We start from the raw sequence: 19054 nt of genomic DNA, 5'->3' as shown, positions 1-19054 counted from the left end.
TCAGCTCCCCAGGATCACGGTGCCGTCGTCGGAGGCGTCCCCGTCGGTCGTCGCCGGAGCGCTGATGCTGCCCGACGAGACACGACGCGACCGGGAACGGCCCTGACCGGGCTGCTTCGGCTCCGGGAGCGCCTGCAGGACCGAGTCGAGGAGCGAGTCCGCGTCCGGGGCCTTGCGGGGCTCGCGCTTCGTCACCGCGACGGGGATGTCGAGGATGGCGACCGTCGTGTCCGCCGGGGTGACCGTGGCGGACGAGGACGCCCGACGACGAGCCGGCGGCGTGGCAGGCTGGGCCGGCTGCTCCGGGGCCGTCGAGGCCTGCGTGCTGACGGGGGCCGGTGCTCCCGGCGCGGTGGCGGCCGGGGCCTCGGTCGGCTCGGCGGTGCGCTCGGTGGGAGCGACGGCAGGCGCGGCGGTGGCAGCGGCCGGAGCCGGCAGCGTCAGCACGGCGTCGGTCGAGGCCGGGGCACTCTGCTCGGAGCTGGCACGACCACCGCGACGACGGCGGCGCTTGGGACCGCCCTCGGTCGGCGTCTCGGGGGCGTCGGTGGCCTGCGTGGCTGCCGGAGCCGGCGTCGTCGTGGCCGCGGGGACGCTCGGCGATGTGGCCGGTTCCTCGTGGACGATGGTCGACGCGGCGATCCGGGACAGCGCGTGCTTCACGTCGTCCGTGATCTGGTGCGCCTGCGACGACTTGTGCTCGCCGCCGTTGCCGTTGCCGTTGCCGTTGCCGCGCTGCCCGTTCGAGCTGCCGCCGGCCGAGGACCCGCTGTCGGAACCGTTGCCACGACCCTTGCGGCGCCCCTTGGACGGACCCGGGTCGGCGTTGTTGTCGTTGACCTTGGCGTTGACCTCGTCGAGGGACTCGCGGAGGCCGACGCCGATCTTCTTGCGGGTCATCTGCACGAGGCCGAGCGAGGTGACCTCGGCGACCTGGTGCTTCGTGCGGTCGCGGCTGAGGCACTCGACGAGGCGACGCAGGACGAGGTCGCGGTTGGACTCGAGCACCATGTCGATGAAGTCGACGACGATGATCCCGCCGATGTCGCGCAGCCGGAGCTGGCGGACGATCTCCTCGGCGGCCTCGAGGTTGTTCTTCGTGACGGTCTCCTCGAGGTTGCCCCCGGAGCCGACGAACTTGCCCGTGTTGACGTCGACCACCGTCATGGCCTCGGTGCGGTCGATGACGAGCGAGCCACCGGAGGGCAGCCAGACCTTGCGGTCGAGCGCCTTCTCGATCTGCTCGTTGAGCCGGTGTTCCTCGAAGGAGTCCGGGCCGTCGTACAGCTCGACGCGGTCCTTCAGGTCGGGGGCCACGGCGGTGAGGTACTCGTCGATGGTCTCGCGCGCGGCGTCGCCGTCGATGATGAGCTTGGTGAAGTCCTCGTTGAAGACGTCGCGGACGATCTTCACGAGCAGGTCGGGCTCCGAGTGGAGCATGATCGGCGCCTGGCCGTTCGCGACCTTCTTCTGGATGGCCTCCCACTGCGCGGTGAGGCGCTGGACGTCGCGCGTCAGCTGCTCCTCCGTGGCACCCTCGGCCGCGGTGCGCACGATGACGCCGGCGTGCTCGGGCAGGACCGCCTTGAGGATCTTCTTCAGGCGCGCGCGCTCGGTGTCCGGGAGCTTCCGCGAGATGCCGTTCATCGAGCCGTTCGGCACGTAGACGAGGTAGCGACCCGGCAGCGAGACCTGGCTGGTCAGGCGTGCGCCCTTGTGGCCGACCGGGTCCTTGGTGACCTGCACGAGGACCTTGTCGCCGGGCTTGAGCGCTGCCTCGATGCGGCGGCCGTGGTTGCCGGTCTCGACGGAGTTCCAGTCGACCTCGCCGGCGTAGAGCACGGCGTTGCGGCCGCGGCCGATGTCGACGAAGGCGGCCTCCATCGAGGGGAGGACGTTCTGCACCTTGCCGAGGTACACGTTGCCGATGAGCGACACGTTGTGCGACTTGGTGACGTAGTGCTCGGCGAGGACGTTGTCCTCGATGACACCGATCTCGATCGTCTCCGCGCTGGAGCGGACGATCATCTGGCGGTCGACGCTCTCGCGACGGGCGAGGAACTCGTCCTCGGTCACGACCTGGCGACGGCGGCCGGCGTCACGGCCGTCGCGGCGACGCTGCTTCTTGGCCTCGAGACGGGTGGAGCCCTTCACCTTCTGGGGCTCGGTGATGTACTCGACCTCGCGGCGGCGGGGTTCCTGGTGGTCGCGCGGCTCACGGGGTTCGCGGTCGGCGCTGCTGCCACGACGACGGGTGCGACGACGGCTGCCGCCGGACTCCTGGTCGTCGTCCTCGTCCCAGCGGTCGTCACGGTCGGACCGGGCGCCACGGACGGGGAGCTCCGGCAGGACCGGGGCGTGGAAGATCAGGCTGAGGGTGGACGTCGCCTTCGGGGCCTCGACCGCGGGGGTCGCGGGCTCGGCGGTCTCGTCGGTCGCCGGGGCGTCCGAGTGGGAGTCCGTCGGCGTCTCGTCGTCGGCCTCGGTGTCGCCGTCCTCGTCGGACCAGCGGAGCGCGTTGCGGGCGGTGGCGGCAGTGGACGCCGTCGTCGTCGCAGTGTCGGTCTGCGCGGTGTCGGTCGGCGCAGTGCTGGCCTGCTCGGGCGGCGTCGCCAGATCGTCCGCCAGCACCGCGGCGTCGGCCACGGCGGTCTCGGGCGCGTCGTCAGCACCAGCTGCCTCGGCCACCGCGGCGACCTCGGCGTCGGCCGCCTGGGAGGCGACCGCGTCGGCGTCGACGACCGGCAGGTCACCGGTGAGGGTGCTGACGTCGTGGGCGACCGCGGTCGCGCCGGTCTGGACGTCGACCTGCACGGAGACCGAGTCGGTCAGGACCGGTCCGGTCGTCTCCGGCGCAGAGGCCTCGGAGGCCTCGGAGGTCTCGACCGCGTCGGTCGACGTCGGCACACCCCCGGCGGTCTGCTGCCCCGACCGGGCGCGGCGTCCGCCGAACAGGCGGCCCCGTCGCTTCGGTGCGGCGTCGTCGTTGTTGTCGTTCGCGTTGTGTTCGCTCTGCTCCACCATGGACTGGTGCACTCCTCGACCCCGCGCTGGCCCTGTCGGGTGGCGGGAACTCTGTGGTTGTGGCGGGCGGCGGCCACGCCACCCGCACTCGCTGGTCAGTGACCGTCCGGCGTCGACATCTCGTGTCCGCCCGAGCGGAGCACCCGGCCCCACCCGGTCCGGCGTCGGAAGTGACGCGTCGTCCGGTCACGGCACGCTGTCACCGTGCCTTGTTCGTCCGGGCTGTCGCCCGGAAAGCTCTCGTCGTCACACGGATCGGCCGTGCGACGACTGTCATTGTCGCACGCGACGACGGAGAACGGTCGGAGGCCCGTGTCATGATGACGCGGTGACCACGACAGCACCCACCACCCGTCGTCCCGTCGCGATCGCGATCCTCCTCCTCGTCACCGGTGTCGTCGCGCTCTACGCGGCGTTCCGGCTGGTCCTGGACGAGTTCGCCAAGTACGAGAACCCGAAGGCGGTGCTCTCGTGCGACGTGAGCCCCTTCGTCAACTGCTCGGACGTGATGACGAGCGCCCAGGGACACCTGCTGGGCTTCCCGAACCCGCTGATCGGCGTGATGGGGTTCGTGGCGCCGATCGCCGTGGGCGTGGTGCTGCTCGCCGGGTTCCGCGGCACCAGGTGGTTCTGGATCGCCTTCAACGCCGGGGTGTTCCTGGCGTGGGTGTTCGTCACGTGGCTCTTCACGCAGACCGTCTGGTTCATCGGCGCGCTCTGCCCCTGGTGCATGCTCGTCTGGGCGATGACGATCCCGATGTTCTGGGTCTTCACGATCTGGAACCTCGCGCGCGGCACGTTCGGGCCGGGCGGTCGTCGGGTCGGCCGGGCGTTGCTCCCCTTCTGCTGGGCGTTCCCGCTCGCGAACTACCTGTTCATCGTCGTCACGATCCTGGTCAAGTTCCCCACGGTCCTGTCGTTCCTCTGACGCTGCCGCCGGCGTCCGGCGGCCCGCAGGCCGGGACGAAGTCGGTGACGTGTCACCTGATTCCTGGACTCTTCCCAGCCAGGACGACCCGTCGGCGCGTCGGCAGCCGTTACGCTCGTTCCCGATGAGCGACAACGAGAGCAAGAAGGCGCGCAGGAACGCGGCCCGTGAGCGCGCCGCCGCCCAGCGCGCGAAGGACCAGGCCCGCAGGCGCCGCAACCGCACGCTGACGATCAGCGGCATCATCGTCGGTGCCCTGGCGGTCGTGGCGGTCGTGGTGCTGGTCATCGCGAACTCGGTGCAGCCCGCCGGCCCCGGTCCGAAGAACATGGCGAGCGACGGCATCGTGCTGCAGGGACAGGGCGGCAAGATCGTCCCCGTGGAGACGAAGGCGATCCCGGAGAAGGGCAAGCCGACCGCCACCAAGCAGGACGACTCGGTCGCGAACATCACGGTGTACGAGGACTACATGTGCCCCGTCTGCAACCAGTTCGAGACCGGCAACATGCCGCAGATCAAGAAGATGGTGGAGAGCGGTGCGGCCACGCTCGAGATCCACCCGTTCAACCTGCTCGACCGCGTGTCGCTCGGCTCGAAGTACTCGACTCGTGCCGCCGCAGCCGCCGCCTGCGTCGCGAACTACGACCCCGACGCCTTCCTCGACGTCAACACGGCCTTCTACGCCAACCAGCCGTCCGAGAGCACCCGGGGCCTGACGAACCAGAAGCTCGCGGACATCGCGAAGGACGCCGGCGCCACCAACAAGGACGTCGCGTCCTGCATCACGGACCAGCGCTTCGCCAGCTGGGTCGCCGACGCCACGAACCGCGTCCTGACGCAGCCGCTCGCGAACTCCGACGTCCCGAAGCTCACCGGCACGCCGACGGTCATCGTCAACGGCAAGCAGTACAACGCCGACAACACCAACGCCTGGAGCGACACCACCGCGTTCGCCGCGTTCGTCGAGCAGAACGGCGGCTCGACCAAGTAGCCCGCCGACGTCGAAGGCCCCCGCGCTCAGTGAGTGCGGGGGCCTTCGTCGTTCGCGCCCGATCAGTCGAGCGTCAGGAGAACCAGAGGCCCAGCTCGCGCGCGGCGGACTCGGCGCTGTCGGAGCCGTGCACCAGGTTCTGCTGCACCTTGAGGCCCCAGTCACGACCGAGGTCGCCGCGGATGGTGCCCGGCGCGGCCGAGGTCGGGTCGGTGGTGCCGGCGAGCGAACGGAAGCCCGCGATGACACCGTTGCCGGCGACGCGCACGGCGACGACCGGACCGGACTGCATGAACTCGACGAGCGGCTCGAAGAACGGCTTGCCCTGGTGCTCCTCGTAGTGCGCGTCGAGGAGGTCACGCGGGGCGGTCAGCATCTTCAGGTCGACGATCTCGTAGCCCTTGGCCTCGATGCGGCGCAGGACCTCACCGGTGAGCTGGCGGGCGACGCCGTCGGGCTTGACGAGGACGAGGGTCTCTTCGAAGTCGGACACAGCGGTGCTCCCTGGAGTTCGGGGGTGGATGTGGTCAGTCCTCGCCGGCGGCACGTCGTGCCGCGGCGTTCGCGCGGTCGAGCTGTGCGCCCTTGGCGAAGCAGAACACCCACAGCGCCAGGAACACCGCCCCCACCGCGAACATGAACGGCTCGATGAAGCCGGTCGCGAGGATGGCCGCCTGCAGCAGCCACCCGAACCATACACCGGCACGACTGCCGGTCAGACGCGACGCGAGCGCCAGCACGACGATGGCGGCGAGGCCACCGCCGAAGGCCAGTCCGGCCGGCAGGGTGTGCTTGCCGAACACGACGAGCATCGGGAAGAAGAACATGATCGCCTCGAGCACGAGCGTGATCGAGAGCAGGCTCTCCTGGGCTCCGCGGTCGCGTCGCGGTCGCCGCGTGCGCGGCTGCCGACCCGGCCGGGAGGCTCCCCCCGCGTCCGTCACTTGGACTCCCCTTCACGGTGCACCAGGTCCATGACGGCACCCACCATGACGATGGAGCCGGCGACGAGCACCATGGCGTCGTCGGCGTCGTCCTCGTCCGCCAGGTCGCGGGCCTCCTGCAGGGCCTGCGCGAGCACGGGCTCGACGACGACGCGGTCGCCGCCGACCTCGTCCACCACGATCCGGGCGAAGGCGTCGGCGTCGAGTGCCCGCTCCCCCGGCGGCTGGGTGACGACGAACGTCCGGACGGTGTCCCGGAGCGCCCGCACGAACCCGCGGGCGTCCTTGTCGGCGAGGATGCCGACCACGCCGACGACGTGCCCGGACGGGAACGCGACCGGCAGTGCCTCGGCCAGGGCCTTCGCGCCGTGCGGGTTGTGCGCGGCGTCGACCACGACGGTCGGGCCCTGGGCGATCGGCTGCAGACGGCCCGGGCTGGTGGCACCGGCGAGCCCCTCGCTGAGGACGTCCTGGTCGAGCGGCTGCGACCCGCGCCCGATGAACGACTCGACCGCGGCGATCGCGACCGCGGCGTTGTGGGCCTGGTGCGCCCCGAACAGCGGCAGGAACAGGTCGTCGTAGCGGCCGGCCACGCCCTGCACGGTGATGAGCTGCCCGCCGACGGCCGGGGTGACGTCGAGGACGCTGAAGCCGGTGCCCTCGACCGCGAACGACGACTCGGTGAGCTCGGCTGCCCGCTCGAGCTCGGCGAGCGCCTCGGGCACCTGCGCGCTCGACACGACGGCCGAGGACGGCTTGATGATGCCCGACTTGGTCCGGGCGATCTCGGCGACGGTGCTGCCGAGCTGCTTGGCGTGGTCGATGGCGATCGGGGTGATGACCTGCACCTGGCTCTGGACGACGTTGGTGGAGTCCCACTCGCCGCCCATGCCGACCTCGATCACGGCGACGTCGACGGGCGCCTCGGCGAAGCACGCCAGGGCGAGCACCGTCAGGGCCTCGAAGAACGTCAGCGGGAGCTCGCCCTTGGCGGTGAGCTCGGCGTCGGTCATGTCGAGGATCGGGGTGATGTCGTCCCAGTTCTCGACGAGGCGGTCGGCGGCGATGGGTTCGCCGTCGATGACGATGCGCTCCCGGATCGACACCAGGTGCGGGCTCGTCATGAGTCCGGTGCGCAGCCCGTGCGCGCGGATGATGCTCTCGGCCATGCGGGCGGTCGAGGTCTTGCCGTTCGTCCCGGTGACGTGGACGACGGGGTAGGCCAGGTGCGGGTCGCCGAGGAGCTCGACGGCGCGCCGGGTCGCCGTCAGCCGGTGCTCGGGCGACTGCTCGCCGATCCTGGCGTACAGGGCGGCCTCGACGCGCTTGACCTCGTCGTCGTCACCGCCGAACGGCACGGACTCGGCCGGGCTGGTGTCGCCGGACGGTCCGACGGGGATCTCGATGCCGTCGGCGTCGTAGCGGATCCCGTCGTCCTGCCCGTCGTCGTGCTGGTCGTGCTGGTCGTGCTGGTCGTACTGGTCGTACTGGTCGTGGTTGTTGTCGCTCATGCGCGTGCCACCTCCACGGACACCTTGGCACCGTCGCCGACGAGGGTGCCCTCGCCCTCGGCGAACGTGGTCGCCACCACGTCGATGGTCGTCGCGAGGGTCTCGCCCGCGATGAGGTCTTGGTGGGTCCGGACGGCGTCCGCGGCCACGGTGTCGGCACCCAGCGTCAGGACGATGCGGTCGCTGACGTCGAGGTCAGCGTCACGACGGGCCTGCTGCACGGCGCGGACGACGTCGCGGGCGAGCCCCTCGGACTCGAGCTCGGGCGTGGTCACGGTGTCGAGCACCACGAACCCGCCGCCGTCGAGGAACGCGACCGCGATGGCGGCGTCGGCGACGGTGAGGTCGAGCGTGAACTCGCCCTCGACGAGCTCGATGCCGCCGACGGTCACGCCGGTGTCGGTCGCCACCCAGTCGCCCCGCTTGGCGGCGGGGATGACCTGCTGCACGGCCTTGCCGATGCGGGGTCCGGCGGCGCGGGCATTGACGGTGAGCTTGCGCTCGATGCCGTACTGCGCCAACGACTCCTCGGCCTGGGCCTCGAGCACGACCCGCTTGACGTTGAGCTCGTCGCGGAGGATGTCCGTGAACGGGGCGACGGCGTCGCTGTCCGGCAGCACGAGCGTCAGCGTGGCGAGCGGGAGGCGGACGCGCTTGCCTGTCGCCTTGCGGAGTGCGAGGCCCTTCGAGGCGACGTCGCGCACGCGGTCCATCGCCGTGACGAGGGCGTCGTCGGCGGGGAACTCGCCCGGCTCCGGCCAGTCGGTGAGGTGCACGCTGCGACCGCCGGTCAGCCCCTTCCAGATCTCCTCCGACACCAGGGGCGCGAGCGGGGCCGCCACCCGGGCGAGCGTCTCGAGCACGGTGAAGAGCGTGTCGAAGGCGTCCTTCGCCGATGACGAGGACTCGGCCCCGAGCCAGAACTTGTCGCGCGACCGGCGGACATACCAGTTCGTCAGCACGTCGGCGAAGTCGCGGATGGCCTGCGCCGCGAGCGGGGTGTCGAGCGCGTCGAGGTGCGTCGTGACGTCGGTGACGAGCACGCGGGTCTTCGCGAGGAGGTATCGGTCGAGGACGTCGGTGCTGTCCGTCCGGCGTGAGGCCTGGTAGCCGTCGGCACCGGAGGCGTTCGAGTACAGCGTGAAGAAGTAGTACGTCGACCAGAACGGCAGCAGGAACTCGCGGACGCCCTGGCGGATGCCCTCTTCGGTGACGACGAGGTTGCCGCCGCGGATCACCGACGACGACATCAGGAACCAGCGCATCGCGTCGGCGCCGTCGCGGTCGAAGACCTCGGAGACGTCCGGGTAGTTGCGGAGCGACTTCGACATCTTCTGGCCGTCGGAGCCGAGGACGATGCCGTGGCTGATGACGTTCGTGAACGCGGGCCGGTCGAACAGCGCGGTGGAGAGCGCGTGCATGACGTAGAACCAGCCGCGGGTCTGCCCGATGTACTCGACGATGAAGTCGGCGGGGCTGTGGCTGTCGAACCACTCCCGGTTCTCGAACGGGTAGTGCACCTGGGCGTACGGCATCGACCCGGAGTCGAACCAGACGTCGAACACGTCGGTGATCCGGCGCATGGTCGAGTTCCCCGTGGGGTCGTCCGGGTTCGGCCGCGTCAGGTCGTCGATGAACGGGCGGTGCAGGTCGACCTGGCCCTCGGCGTTCACCGGCAGGCGGCCGAAGTCGCGCTCGATGTCGGCCAGCGAGCCGTAGACGTCCTGCCGCGGGTACGCCGGGTCGTCGGAGACCCACACCGGGATCGGCGTGCCGAAGTAGCGGTTGCGGGAGACCGACCAGTCGATGGCGTTGCCGACCCACTTGCCGAACTGGCCGTCCTTGACGTTGTCCGGCACCCAGGTGATGTCCTGGTTCAGCTCACCCATGCGGTCGCGGATCTCGGTGACGCGGACGAACCACGACGAGACGGCCTTGTAGATGAGGGGCTTGCGGCAGCGCCAGCAGTGCGGGTAGCTGTGCTCGTAAGAGGCCTGGCGGAGGAGCCGTCCGGCGTCGCGCACGGCCTTGGTCAGCGGCTTGTTCGCGTCCGACCACAGCATGCCGGCGACGTCGCCGAACTGCGACGTGAAGACGCCGCCCTCGTCGAGGGACAGCACGACGGGGATGCCCGCGGCGGCACAGACCACCTGGTCGTCAGCGCCGTACGCCGGGGCCTGGTGCACGATGCCGGTGCCCTCGCCCGTCTCGACGTAGTCGGCGACCAGGATCTTCCAGCCGTTCTCCATGCCCTCGGTGTCGCTGAGGAAGTCGAACAGGCGCTCGTACTCGACGCCGTCGAGCTCGCTGCCCTGCAGCTCGCGCGTCACGGCCGCGACAGCGGCCTCGGCCGTCTCGTAGCCGAGGTCCTTCGCATAGGCGGCCACGGTGTCGGCGGCGAGCATGTACGAGACCGCACCGGCGTCACCACCGTCAGCGGAGCCTCCCGGCCCTGCTGGCAGCACCACGTACGCGACCGCCGGCCCGACGGCCAGGGCGGCGTTCGTCGGGAGGGTCCAGGGGGTCGTCGTCCAGGCGAGCGCGCGCACGCCGTCGAGGCCCAGTTCGGAGGCCCGAGCACCGCGCAGCGGGAACGACACCGTCACGGACTGGTCCTGGCGCATCTGGTAGACGTCGTCGTCCATGCGCAGCTCGTGGTTGGACAGCGGCGTCTGGTCGTTCCAGCAGTACGGCAGGACCCGGAAGCCCTCGTAGGCCAGGCCCTTGTCCCAGAGCTGCTTCCACGCCCACAGGACGCTCTCCATGTAGGTGACGTCGAGGGTCTTGTAGTCGTCCTCGAAGTCGACCCAGCGCGCCTGGCGGGTGACGTACTGCTGCCACTCGTCGGTGTACTGCAGCACCGACTTCTTCGCCGCCGCGTTGAAGACGTCGACACCCATGGTGTCGATCTCGTGCTTCTCGGTGATGCCGAGCTGGCGCATGGCCTCGAGCTCGGCGGGCAGCCCGTGCGTGTCCCAGCCGAATCGGCGGTGCACCTGCTTGCCGCGCATGGTCTGGTAGCGCGGGAAGACGTCCTTGGCGTAGCCGGTCAGCAGGTGCCCGTAGTGCGGCAGGCCGTTGGCGAAGGGCGGGCCGTCGTAGAAGACCCACTCGTCGCAGCCGGTGCGGGCCTCGATCGACGCGCGGAAGGTGTCGTCGCCCTTCCAGAAGGCGAGGATCCCCTGCTCGACGGCGGGGAAGGAGGGCGACGGGGTGACGCCGTCGGTGTTCGAGGTGAGCGGGTAACGCACGGGGGCTCCTGTGGGTTCGGTTCGTCTCCACGAGGACGGTGCCCGAGGGCTCCGCGGTACCACCTCGCTTGCCGTTCCGGTGGAACCGGGACGGCCGCTCGTCGTCGGGGATGGTGACGGTCCCGAACCCGTCCGGTTCTACTGACGACCCGCCGAGACGGTCCGCGTTCTTCCGGATGACTCCCCGGTGATGGCCGGATCAATGCCTGTGGAACACGACTTTACCGGACGGGAGCATGCTTGAGTGATGCCGTCGTCTGAACAGCAGCAGGACCGTCCCGAGTCCATGCTGACCGTGATCATCGCCTTCGGGGCGAATCTGCTCGTCGCCATCGCGAAGTCGATCGCCGCGCTGCTCTCCGGGTCCGCGTCGATGGTGGCCGAGGCAGCGCACTCGTGGGCCGACACCGGCAACGAGGTCTTCCTGCTCATCGCCGAGCGGCGGGGAGCGAAGAAGCGGGACGCGGCCCACCCGCTCGGGTACGGGCGCGAGACGTACATCTGGTCGATGTTCGCCGCGTTCGGCCTGTTCACCGCCGGTGCGATCGTGTCGATCTACCACGGCATCAGCGAGCTCGGGGAGACCGGGCCGGCCGAGGACGTCGTGCTCAACTACGTCGTGCTCGCGCTGTCGTTCTGCCTCGAGGGCACGAGCTTCCTGCAGGCCTACCGCCAGGCGCACGGTGCCGCGACGAAGCGGAAGGTGCCGGTGCTGCGCCACGTGCTGCAGTCCTCGAACCCGACGCTCCGTGCGGTCTTCGCCGAGGACGCCGCCGCACTGGTCGGCCTGGTCATCGCCTTCCTCGGGGTCTTCCTGCACCAGGTCACCGGCCTGGCGGTCTTCGACGCGATCGGGTCCATCGCGGTCGGCCTGCTGCTCGGCGTCGTCGCGGTGGTCCTCATCGACCGCAACCGCCGGTTCCTGGTCGGCGAGAGCACGTCGCCCGAGCTCGAGAACGCCGTGCTCGTCGAACTGCTCGCCCGCAAGCAGGTGGAGCGCGTGACCTACCTGCACCTGGAGTTCGTCGGGCCGTCCCGCGTGTACCTGGTGGCGGCCGTCGACCTCACCGGGAACGAGGACGAGTCCCACGTGGCGGTGCGCCTGCGGGACGTCGAGAAGTCGCTCGAGGAGAGCCAGTACATCGAGGAGGCCGTCCTCACCCTGAGCTACCCGGACGACGTGGCGCTCGTTCCCACCGGCGACGAGATCCCGCAGACCGTGCGGGACGGCACCGTGGAGGACGTGGCCTCGGGCGGCGCGGGGACGCTGCGGACGGAGTGAGATCCGGCGGGGCGGCAGCCAGGAGGGATCGACAACATCGCATATGTTAATATCAGTGATCCGTGTTGTTCCGACCCTCTGCCAAAGACCAGGATCATGCCGACTCCCGATCTCCCGTCCGTCGTCCTCCACGCTTCGGGCAACTCGCACCACTCCCACCAGGTCATCGCCGGGTACATCGCGCTCGCTCGCAACCGAGAGTTGGACCTCCGCATCACGTGGTCCCGCCGCGACCCGGCACTGCCGTCCAACACCTGGCTCCTCGCCGAGGTCGACGGCCTCAGGATCGGCTACGACCTGGATGACGGGGACGTCCTCGACCCCGACGTCGTCGATGCGTTCGCGGATGGCGTGGACGTGCTGTTCCGCCGGAGCCGGCCGATCACCCCGAGCGGCACCTACCGCACCGGTGCCGAGCACCGAGCGCTGGGCCTCAACTACCACGCGACGTCGCGGCACCCGTACTTCTGGAACGCCGCGTTCCGGAGCAATGTCGGACCACGCCGCTTCGGCGCGCTCGCCGTCGCCGAGTGGAGCCGATCCGCTCGGCTCCGCGTCGGGGACCCGCAGTCCGACAACGGGAAGATCCTGTTCCAGACCAGGCTGTGGGAGCCCGAGACGAGGACGACGGGCCTCACCACCAAGGAGCGGTGGCGCGCGGACGATCGCAACGCGATCAACCGGGAGCGCATCGCGTTGCTCCGCGCCCTGAAAGCCGAGTTCGGTGACCGGTTCCAGGGAGGACTCAGTCCGACGGACCACGCGCTCGCGGTCGCGCCGGAGCTCGTGCTCCCAGCCAGCCGGTCGAACCCCGCCACGTTCCTCCGTGCCTCGAGGGCGGCCCGGGTCTGCATCACCACGCGGGGGCTGTGGAACTCGAACGGCTGGAAGCTCGCCGAGTACCTCGCGCAGGGCTGTGCGGTCGTCTGCGAACGGCCGATGCACGAGGCCCCCGGCCTCCGAGAAGGACACCAGTACCTCGGGTTCTCCTCCGTCGACGAGGCACTGGACGCCGTGCACCGCCTCGATGCGGACACCGCCGGGCGCTCCCGCCTCCGGACGGAGGCCCGGCGGTACTTCGACGAGTACGTGGAACCGTCGGCCCTCGTCCGTCGATCGCTCCGGGTCGCGGTGTCGGGCCAGGACGACGGCCCGGCGGTGGGAACCGAAGTCGTCGTGTGACGACCGCTCCCCGTCAGCGGGCGTCGAGGCCGGCAACCACCGGGGTCAGCGCCGCCGCGACGTACTCCACGAGCGCCCGCCGCCCGACCCCGTCCGCGACCCACACCCCGAACGCCGCGGCCGCCGCCCCGAGCATCGCGCCCGACACCGTCTGCGGCCAGAGCGCCCCGGCCTGCTCCCCCGTCCGTCGCCCGACGAACGCGGCGACGGCGGCGTGCTGCGAAGTGACCCGGGCAGCCACGCTGGCGACGAGCTCGGCGCCGATGCCCATCACCTCGGCCTGGGCCACCGCCCACGGCACGCGCTCGGGGTCGTGGGCACGGGCAGCGGCGAGCAGCGCGTCCTCCACCGCACGGACCGGCGAGGGCTCGGTGGACGCCGCCAGCAGCTCGGGCAGCGCGGCGACGGCGGCGTCGAGCTCGAGCCACATCACGTCGGACTTCGCCGGGAAGTAGTTGAAGAACGTCGCCCGACTGACCCCGGCACGGGCGGCGATCTGGTCCACGGTCGTGCGGCCGTAGCCCTGCTCGAGGAACAGCTCGGCCGCCGCGTCCGCGAGCACCTCGGCGCTCGATCGGCGCGGTCGTCCCCCGCGACGGGTGCGTTCGTCCATGCCCCCATTGAACAGCTAGACTCGCTCCGCCATGATGTTGGACTCAGTACAGAAAGCTCGGATGCGCGCTGCCAGCGCCGTCGCGGGCGCCGCGACGATCCTGCTCGCCCTGACCGCGTGCACGGGCTCCGGCGCGAGCACCACGAGCAGCACCCCGGTCGCCGGTGGCACGCTCACGTACGCCTCCGGCGACGCCGAGCCGACCTGCCTCGACCCGCACGTCGGCGGCAACTACCCGCAGGCGCTGCTCTCGACCCAGTACATCGAGGAGCTCGTCGGGCTGCAGGACGGCAAGCCCGTGCCCGCCCTCGCGACGAAGTGGACCACGAGCGACGACGGCACGACGCTGACGTTCACGCTCCGCGACGACGTCACGTTCACCGACGGCACGCCGTTCGACGCTGCCGCCGTGGTGCGCAACATCGAGCACGTGCAGGACCCGAAGACCGCGTCGAGCACGGGCTACCTCGCGCTGCAGTCCATCAAGCAGGCGACCGCGACCGACGACCACACGGTCACGCTCGCGCTGAGCCGACCGGACAGCGCCCTGCTCGAGTCCTTCTCGCAGCCGTGGGTCGGCATGGAGAGCCCGAAGGCGCTCGACCGGTCCCAAGCGGCCAACTGCGAGTCGCCCGTCGGCACCGGCCCGTTCACGATCACGAACTGGAAGCACGGCGACCGGGTCACGCTGACGAAGAACGCGAAGTACTGGGGATCCACGAAGCCGCGCCTGTCCGGCATCACGTGGCGCTTCCTCCCCGACGCCACCTCGCGCTACGCCGCCCTGCAGGCCGGCCAGGTGGACGTCATCGACAACGCCCAGCCCGACCAGCTGAAGGCCGCGTCCGCGAAGGGCGCCATCCGCGACCTCGACGCCCCGCGCCCCGGTGCGTCGAACCGCCTCGAGCTCAACTCCGGGCACGGCGTGTTCCAGGACGAGGCCGTCCGCAAGGCCTTCATCGCCGGGGCCGAGATCGACCCGGGCCTGAAGTCCCTGTTCCTCGACACGGCGAAGCGCTCGTACTCGGTGCTCTCGAGCGTCGAGCCGTACGGGTACTCCGACCGGAAGCTGTTCCGGTACTCCCCGTCGACGGCGAAGCAGCTGCTCGACGACGCCGGGTGGAAGGTCGGCTCGGACGGCATCCGCGAGAAGGACGGCAAGCAGCTCACGGTGACCTTCCCGGTGTCGACGAACCAGTCGGTCCCCGCGGAGCGCAGCCTGTTCCAGCAGATCCAGGCCTCCGAGGCTGAGGTCGGCATCAAGGTGCAGCTCGAGGAGCTCGACCTGTCCAGCTGGTACGCGGCCCTGGCGAAGAACCAGTACGACGTCGTGAGCGCGCCCTACACGAAGGTCGGTGCCGACGTGCTCCGCATCCTCTACGACAGCGCGAGCATCACCCCGGCACCGTCCGGCTACTTCGCGAACCTCGCACAGCTCGACGACCCGGCAGTCGACGACCTCCTGCAGCGAGCCGCACGGACGTCCGACTCCGGCGAGCGCGGCACGCTGTACGAGCAGGCGCAGGAGAAGATCCTGGCCAGCGCCACGGTCCTGCCGCTCTACGACCAGCAGAACCACTTCCTGTACCGCTCGGCCGTCCACGGCATCGAGACCACCGCGGTCTCCACCCCGTGGTTCGGCACCGCCTGGATCGACCGCTGACGCGGTGACGGACAGGAGGCTCCCAGCGCGTCCCACGGACCGGCACCGCCCCGGCGCCGCCGCGGTCGCAGGGCACTGGTCGCGCTGGGCGCTCCGCCGTGCGGCCGGCGGCATCGGCGTGCTCTGGGCGGTGGCGACGATCGTCTTCGTCGCGATCCGGCTCATCCCCGGTGACCCGGCGCTCGCGGTGCTCGGCGGGCCGGGGTCGCAGGCCTCGGCCGAGGCGGTCGCGCAGGTCCGCCAGGACTACGGCTTCGACCGTCCGGTGCTCGTGCAGTACGTGGTGTTCCTCGGCCGCCTGGCGACCGGGCAGCTCGGGGACTCGTACGCGTTCCGCACGCCCGTGGCGACGCTGCTCGGGCAGCAGCTCCCGGTGACGCTGACCCTGGCGGTCGCCGGGCTCGTCGTCGCATGGGTGCTCGCCATCGTCGCCGCGTGGTGCTCCACTCAGCGCGGTCGGGTCGCCGCGGCCCTGACGAGCGCGATCTCGGTCACGGCGAGCGTGATGCCGCACTTCTGGCTGGGCAGCGTCTTGATCGTGGTCTTCGCGAGCGCCCTCGGCTGGGTGCCGGCGGTCAGCGACGGCAGTGTCCGCGGATGGGTGCTCCCCGTGCTGACCGTGGCTGTGCCCGTCGCCGGGTACCTCGCCGAGACGGTCCGCGACGGCGTGGTCGACGCCCAGCGCTCGGCGTTCGCGCTCGCTGCCCGCGGTCGCGGCGAGACCCGCGCCGGACTGTTCGGACGTCACCTGCTCCGGCACGCTGCGCTGCCCGGGATCGCCCTGTCCGCCTGGGCCTTCGGGTCGCTGGTGTCCGGCGCCGTGGTGGTGGAGTCGGTGTTCGCGCTCCCGGGCGTCGGGCGTGCCCTCGTGACCGCCGTGACCCAGCGGGACATGCCCCTCGTGGCCGGCATCGCCCTCGTCTCCGCGGCGGCCTACGTCGTGGTGCTCGCGGTGGCCGACCTCGTCGAGCGGGCCGTCGACCCGCGCGGTTCCCGGTCCCCGGGGACGCTGAGATCGCACTCCGTGTCGTGTCCCGGCGCGGGGAGGCGACACGGAGTGCGATCTCAGCGGCCTGGCGGCGCCGACGCCGGGGCTGGCCACGAGGCGGGCGCGCGGTGAGCGGGATCGCCGAGCCGAGCCTCCCGGCCGACACCGACACCGTCCGCGACCGGTCCGAGCGGTTCCGTGGGGGGACGCTCGGACCGGCCGGTCTGGTGGCGGCGGGGGTCGTGGCGGTGGCGGTGGTCGCCGCCGTGTGGCCTGCGCTGCTCGGCGGCGCGCACCCGCTCGCGGTGCACCCGACGGAGGCCCTGCTGGCCCCCGGGCCCGGACACGTGTTCGGCACGGACGAGTCCGGGCGCGACGTCCTGGCGCGTGTCGTCGCCGGCACCCGCGCGAGCCTGCTCGTCGGGGTCGTCGCGACCCTCGTCGGCGGGGTCGTCGGGGTGGTGCTCGGCGTGGTGGCGGGCCTCGGCGGGCGCCTCGTCGACGCCGTCGTCGGGCGCGTCACCGAGGTGGCGTTCGCACTCCCCCTGCTGCTCGTCGCGCTCGTCGTCATCGCCGTGACCGGGCCGGGTCCGGTGCCGGCGATGCTCGCGGTCGGGTTCGCCACGGCGCCCGGGTACGCGCGCATCGTGCGGGGGCTCGTGCGTTCGGCACGGTCCTCGCAGGTGGTCGAGACCGCGGTGCTGCTCGGGCGCTCCCCCGCGCGGATCGTCGTCCGGCACGTGCTGCCCGCCGCGCTGTGGCCGGTGGTCGCCGTGGGCACGCTCGGCATCGGGCAGGCGGTCGTCTGGGCCTCGGCCCTGAGCTACCTCGGTGTCGGGACGCCGCCGCCGGCGCCGGAGTGGGGCGCGATGCTGGCCGACGGCCGCACGTACCTGCTCACCGCGCCGTGGATGAGCACCTTCCCCGGGTTGGCGATCGTCGTGCTCGCGACCGCCGTGACCGTGCTCGGCCGGGCACTCCGACGAACAGGAGCGCTGCGGTGAACGTCCTCGATGCCCACGGACTGTCGGTCGCGATCGGTGGCACGCCGCTCGTCCACGACGTCGACCTGCACGTGGCCGCCGGCGAGTGCGTCGCCCTCGTGGGCGCGTCCGGCTCCGGCAAGACCGTCACCGTGCGGGCCCTGCTCGGGCTCTCCTCGTCCGGCTCGGCCGTCCGTGCCGACCGGCTCGAGGTCGCCGGGCTCGACGCCCGTGCCTTCACCGAGCGACGCTGGCGGACGGTCCGCGGATCGCGGGTCGGCTACGTCGGCCAGGAGGCCCTGGGCGCGTTGGACCCGCTGCGTCCGGTCGGGCGTGAGGTCGCCGACACCCTGCGGCTGCACACCGAGATGAGCGCCAGGGAGCGCGTGGACGCCGTGCGCACCGCGCTCGAGGGCGTCGGGCTCGACCCCGCGATCGCCTCCGACGGGCGGCTCGCCGGCACGCTGTCCGGGGGCATGCGGCAGCGGGCACTCATCGCCGCGGCGACGATCGGTGCGCCGGCGCTCGTCGTGGCGGACGAACCCACGACCGCCCTGGACGCCGGGGTCGCCGTCCGGGTGATGGAACAGCTCCGCGCGGCACAGCAGCAGGGCGCCGGGCTGCTCGTCGTGACGCACGACCTGGGGCTCGTCGCCGGGTGGGCCGACCGGGTCGTCGTGATGGACGGCGGGCGGGTCGTCGAGTCCGGTCCGGTGGACCGGGTGCTCCGAGCGCCGGAGCACCCGGTGACGCGGGCGCTCGTCGCTGCGGCCGGTGACGGTGCGGCGCGTGACGGTGCGGCGGGTGACGGTGCCGCGCACGGTGCGCCGTCTGTCGACCGGTGCGAGGTTGCACACTCCGTGCGGGGGTCCGACCCGTGCACGGAGTGTGCAACCTCGCACGACCCGGCTCACAGCGGGGGCGTGCTCGCGGCGCAGGACCTGCGGAAGGCCTACGACCACGTGGACGCCGTCACCGGGGTGTCGTTCGGCCTGGAGCGCGGACGGTCGCTCGGCGTCGTCGGGGCCTCGGGTTCGGGCAAGACGACCGTCGTCCGGATGCTCCTCGGCCTCGAGGACCCTGACACCGGTACCGTGACCCTCGACGGCGAGGCCTGGGCGCCGCTCCCCGAGCGCGAGCGACGGCCCCGCCGCCGACGCGTCTCCGCCGTCGTGCAGGACCCGGGCGCGACGTTCGACGAACGCTGGAGCGTCGAGCGGGTGCTCGCCGACGCGCTGACCGACGGCGCTGCCCGGCGTGCGACGGGCGACCTCGGCGACCGGGTGGACCAGGCGCTCCGTCAGGTCGAGCTCGACCCCGCGCTCCGCAGCCGTTCGCCCTTGACGCTCTCCGGCGGGCAGCGGCAGCGGCTGGCGATCGCCCGGGCGCTGGCCACCGACCCGGCGGTCCTGGTGCTCGACGAGCCGGTGACCGCACTCGACGCGACCGTGCAGGACGCGGTGCTGACGCTCCTGGAACGGCTGCGGGAGGACACCGGCGTCGCGATGGTGTTCGTCTCGCACGACCTACGGGCGGTTCGTCGCATCGCAGACGACCTGCTGGTGATGCACGACGGTGCCGCGGTGGAACACGGCCCCGCGCACGAGGTCTTCGCCCACCCCACCCACCCCGTGACCGTCGCGCTGCTCGCCGCCGCGGAGCGGCTGGCGGCGGGCCCCGCCGCGTAGCGCGCG

At 71.6% G+C, this 19054-nt stretch carries 14 protein-coding genes; 8 read left to right on the top strand and 6 right to left on the bottom strand.

Annotated elements, in window-relative coordinates; translation table 11 throughout:
• A complete protein-coding gene (locus ITJ54_RS10100) occupies window positions 1-3024 on the bottom strand; it encodes an Rne/Rng family ribonuclease (RefSeq protein WP_194627897.1) in 3024 nt (1007 codons plus the stop codon).
• Between the two features lie 328 nt (window positions 3025-3352).
• Between ITJ54_RS10100 and ITJ54_RS18315 the strand changes: the two genes are divergently transcribed.
• Both ITJ54_RS18315 and ITJ54_RS10090 read left to right on the top strand, forming a co-directional pair.
• Window positions 3353-3952, top strand: a complete 600-nt coding sequence (locus tag ITJ54_RS18315; protein ID WP_323741673.1) for a vitamin K epoxide reductase family protein — start codon at window positions 3353-3355, stop codon at window positions 3950-3952.
• Window positions 3953-4076: 124 nt separating this feature from the next.
• Window positions 4077-4943, top strand: a complete 867-nt coding sequence (locus ITJ54_RS10090; protein ID WP_194627895.1) for a DsbA family protein — start codon at window positions 4077-4079, stop codon at window positions 4941-4943.
• Window positions 4944-5016: 73 nt separating this feature from the next.
• Here ITJ54_RS10090 and ndk read toward each other — a convergent pair whose 3' ends face one another.
• Genes ndk through ileS form a run of 4 tightly spaced genes read right to left on the bottom strand, consistent with a single transcriptional unit; the run spans window position 5017 to window position 10649 of the window.
• Window positions 5017-5436: a nucleoside-diphosphate kinase gene (gene ndk / locus ITJ54_RS10085; protein WP_194627893.1), complete on the bottom strand. Its 420-nt coding sequence runs from the start codon at window positions 5434-5436 to the stop codon at window positions 5017-5019.
• A 34-nt stretch (window positions 5437-5470) separates the two neighbouring features.
• Window positions 5471-5887, bottom strand: a complete 417-nt coding sequence (locus tag ITJ54_RS10080; protein ID WP_194627890.1) for a DUF4233 domain-containing protein — start codon at window positions 5885-5887, stop codon at window positions 5471-5473.
• On the bottom strand, window positions 5884-7398 hold the full coding sequence (locus tag ITJ54_RS10075; RefSeq protein ID WP_194627888.1) for a bifunctional folylpolyglutamate synthase/dihydrofolate synthase: 1515 nt from the start codon (window positions 7396-7398) through the stop codon (window positions 5884-5886). Before ITJ54_RS10075 ends, ITJ54_RS10080 begins: the two co-directional genes overlap by 4 nt.
• Window positions 7395-10649, bottom strand: coding sequence for an isoleucine--tRNA ligase (gene ileS / locus ITJ54_RS10070; RefSeq protein ID WP_194627886.1), 3255 nt, complete (start codon window positions 10647-10649; stop codon window positions 7395-7397). The genes ITJ54_RS10075 and ileS overlap by 4 nt, the downstream gene beginning before the upstream one ends.
• A gap of 247 nt (window positions 10650-10896) precedes the next feature.
• On the opposite strand from ileS, the gene ITJ54_RS10065 reads away from it, so the two are divergent.
• Window positions 10897-11931, top strand: coding sequence for a cation diffusion facilitator family transporter (locus tag ITJ54_RS10065; RefSeq protein WP_194627884.1), 1035 nt, complete (start codon window positions 10897-10899; stop codon window positions 11929-11931).
• Between the two features lie 96 nt (window positions 11932-12027).
• On the top strand, window positions 12028-13113 hold the full coding sequence (locus ITJ54_RS10060) for a glycosyltransferase (RefSeq protein ID WP_194627882.1): 1086 nt from the start codon (window positions 12028-12030) through the stop codon (window positions 13111-13113).
• Window positions 13114-13126: 13 nt separating this feature from the next.
• Here the strand turns inward: ITJ54_RS10060 and ITJ54_RS10055 are convergent, their stop codons facing one another.
• Window positions 13127-13726: a TetR family transcriptional regulator gene (locus ITJ54_RS10055; RefSeq protein ID WP_194627880.1), complete on the bottom strand. Its 600-nt coding sequence runs from the start codon at window positions 13724-13726 to the stop codon at window positions 13127-13129.
• A gap of 61 nt (window positions 13727-13787) precedes the next feature.
• Here ITJ54_RS10055 and ITJ54_RS10050 point away from each other — a divergent pair, with 61 nt between their 5' ends.
• Genes ITJ54_RS10050 through ITJ54_RS10035 form a run of 4 tightly spaced genes read left to right on the top strand, consistent with a single transcriptional unit; the run spans window position 13788 to window position 19048 of the window.
• Entirely contained in the window at window positions 13788-15389 is a 1602-nt protein-coding gene (locus ITJ54_RS10050; RefSeq protein WP_228509071.1) for an ABC transporter substrate-binding protein, read from the top strand.
• Window positions 15390-15393: 4 nt separating this feature from the next.
• Window positions 15394-16509, top strand: a complete 1116-nt coding sequence (locus tag ITJ54_RS10045; RefSeq protein ID WP_323741672.1) for an ABC transporter permease — start codon at window positions 15394-15396, stop codon at window positions 16507-16509.
• Window positions 16506-17381, top strand: coding sequence for an ABC transporter permease (locus tag ITJ54_RS10040; RefSeq protein ID WP_323741671.1), 876 nt, complete (start codon window positions 16506-16508; stop codon window positions 17379-17381). Before ITJ54_RS10045 ends, ITJ54_RS10040 begins: the two co-directional genes overlap by 4 nt.
• A complete protein-coding gene (locus ITJ54_RS10035) occupies window positions 17378-19048 on the top strand; it encodes an ATP-binding cassette domain-containing protein (RefSeq protein ID WP_194627876.1) in 1671 nt (556 codons plus the stop codon). Before ITJ54_RS10040 ends, ITJ54_RS10035 begins: the two co-directional genes overlap by 4 nt.
• Window positions 19049-19054: the final 6 nt, after the last annotated feature.

The organism is Curtobacterium sp. VKM Ac-2865 (genome assembly GCF_015350905.1).
Classification (GTDB): domain Bacteria; phylum Actinomycetota; class Actinomycetes; order Actinomycetales; family Microbacteriaceae; genus Curtobacterium.
The sequence above is the reverse complement of the archived record's forward strand: the minus strand, read 5'-3'. Positions and strand labels throughout refer to the sequence as shown.